Annotated in this window: 1 protein-coding gene and 1 pseudogene; one reads left to right on the plus strand and one right to left on the minus strand. The window is 72.6% G+C overall.

Annotated features, from left to right (window positions below):
* Positions 1-486, minus strand: a 486-nt coding sequence (locus ACFCXS_RS39380) for a GntR family transcriptional regulator (protein ID WP_376648147.1), incomplete at its 3' end; no start/stop codon positions are given.
* A gap of 336 nt (positions 487-822) precedes the next feature.
* On the opposite strand from ACFCXS_RS39380, the pseudogene ACFCXS_RS39385 reads away from it, so the two are divergent.
* Positions 823-1743: pseudogene (locus ACFCXS_RS39385) on the plus strand (ATP-binding protein); the annotation flags it as partial.

A 1743-nucleotide genomic window follows, 5' to 3' on the forward strand; every position in this document is an offset into this window, starting at 1 on the left:
GGACAGGAGCGCGGGAACGGCGGCGGCCAGCTCGCCCGCGAACCAGCTGGTGCTCGTCGACACAGGGTCGGCGTCGGCGTTGTGGGTGACGCGCTGGCGCCGGACGGCCTGGCCGCCGGGCTCGATGCCGAGGAGACCGGCCACCCACTCCGGCGGCTCGGCCAGGTCGGCGCCCGTGATGACCGCGTACTCGCCGTCGGCGTAGATCCGGCCCGTCGTGAGCGCGGCCTCCAGGCGGTCGGCGGCGGTGCGGTGCAGGGTCCGCCGGGTGCTCACCGTGGTGGCCGCGCCCTGCCGCGCCTCGGCCAGGCCCTCGTCCTTGAGCGTCCGGTGGACCTTCTGGGCCGTGGCGGTCGAGATCGAGTACGCGGCGGCCAGGTCGCGCACGGACGGCAGCGCGTCGCCGTGCTTCAGCTCCCCGGCCACGATCCGCCGGCGGAGCTCGGCCGCGACTTGGAGGTACGGGGGTGTCCGGTCCAGGGACATGAGGGCTCCTCGGGTGTGCGAGTCAGTGTGTAGGTCGCTAGCACAGTGTATGCCTTGACACAGTCACTGTGCTACCACAGTATGAGTCTCGCAAGACCGCCTCTCTGGAGGTGATCTGACGGACCGAAATTTCGGGGCTCCTCGCGCGCCCGCGCGTAGGGCCCCTCCTCGGAAACCGGCTCAACCTGGAAACCCGCAGGTCAGAGCCGGTTGCAGGGGTCAACCGGTCCGGTAGGTCGCAACCAGGGGAGCAACCGCCGCAAACCGGGCGGGCCGGAGTCCCGGGCGAACGGGTCTCCGGCCCTCATCCACGATCTTGAAAGGCTCACCGTGGACGTGAAGGAAGCATCGCAGAAGCCCTCGAAGACGAAAGCGCCGGCGCTTCGAGCGGCGATCAACCGCGAGCTGGACGTGGCGACTCCGTTACTCGCTCCGTTCGCCGCCCGCTGGGACGCCGAGGCTGACCGCCGGATGAAGCTCCGCACGCCGGAGCACCTCAAGACGCTGATGAAGGCTCAGGCCGCGCACACGTCGGCCCGGTCGGTGGCGGCGACGGCGAAGTCGCAGCGGACTGCCGCCCGCGCAGCGTCCAACAACCCGCTGAGCGCTGCCCGGCGGGCAGCCGCCACGGCGGACAAGGCGGCCCGCTCCAGCCGCTCGTCGGCCAGGGCCGCGCTCAAGGCGGCGAAGAAGAACTACCCCGACACCCTGACGAGCGTGGCGGTCCGCGCACACGCCGCGCACCTGGTCCCGGCCGGGTTCGCGTCCTGGGCGCTCTCGACTCCGGCGGACTGGGCGACGTGGCCCGCGTCGCTCTCGATCGCGGTCGCCGCCGCGAACGCGGGCGCGCTGTGGCTCGGTCGGCGCTCGGTCACGGTCACAGTCGACGACGCGCTGTCGGCCGAGGAACGGCGGCTCGCCTCCCGCCTCGACCCGACGTACTGGGTCCAGCATGCCGACGAGCGGGGCCTGTCGGGCACCGTCCCGACCCCGGTCGAGATCACTCCGGCCGGGCTCGTCACCCACGTGCGGCTCGACGCGAAGTGGACCCCCGCCGGGTTCAAGGCCAAGCACGCGGAGATCCGGGCCCTGCTCGGTGCCCGGACGGACCTCCGCATGGAGATCAAGGCGGGCTCGCACGGCGACCGGGCCACGATCACGCTGCGGACCCGCAACGCCGCTGCGGACGCTGACCTGTCCGGCTGGAAGCCCGGCGACCCGTGGGGCGTCGACACCGTCACCGGGGAGGCCGTGCAC

The organism is Streptomyces sp. NPDC056373 (assembly GCF_042262425.1).
Classification (GTDB): domain Bacteria; phylum Actinomycetota; class Actinomycetes; order Streptomycetales; family Streptomycetaceae; genus Streptomyces.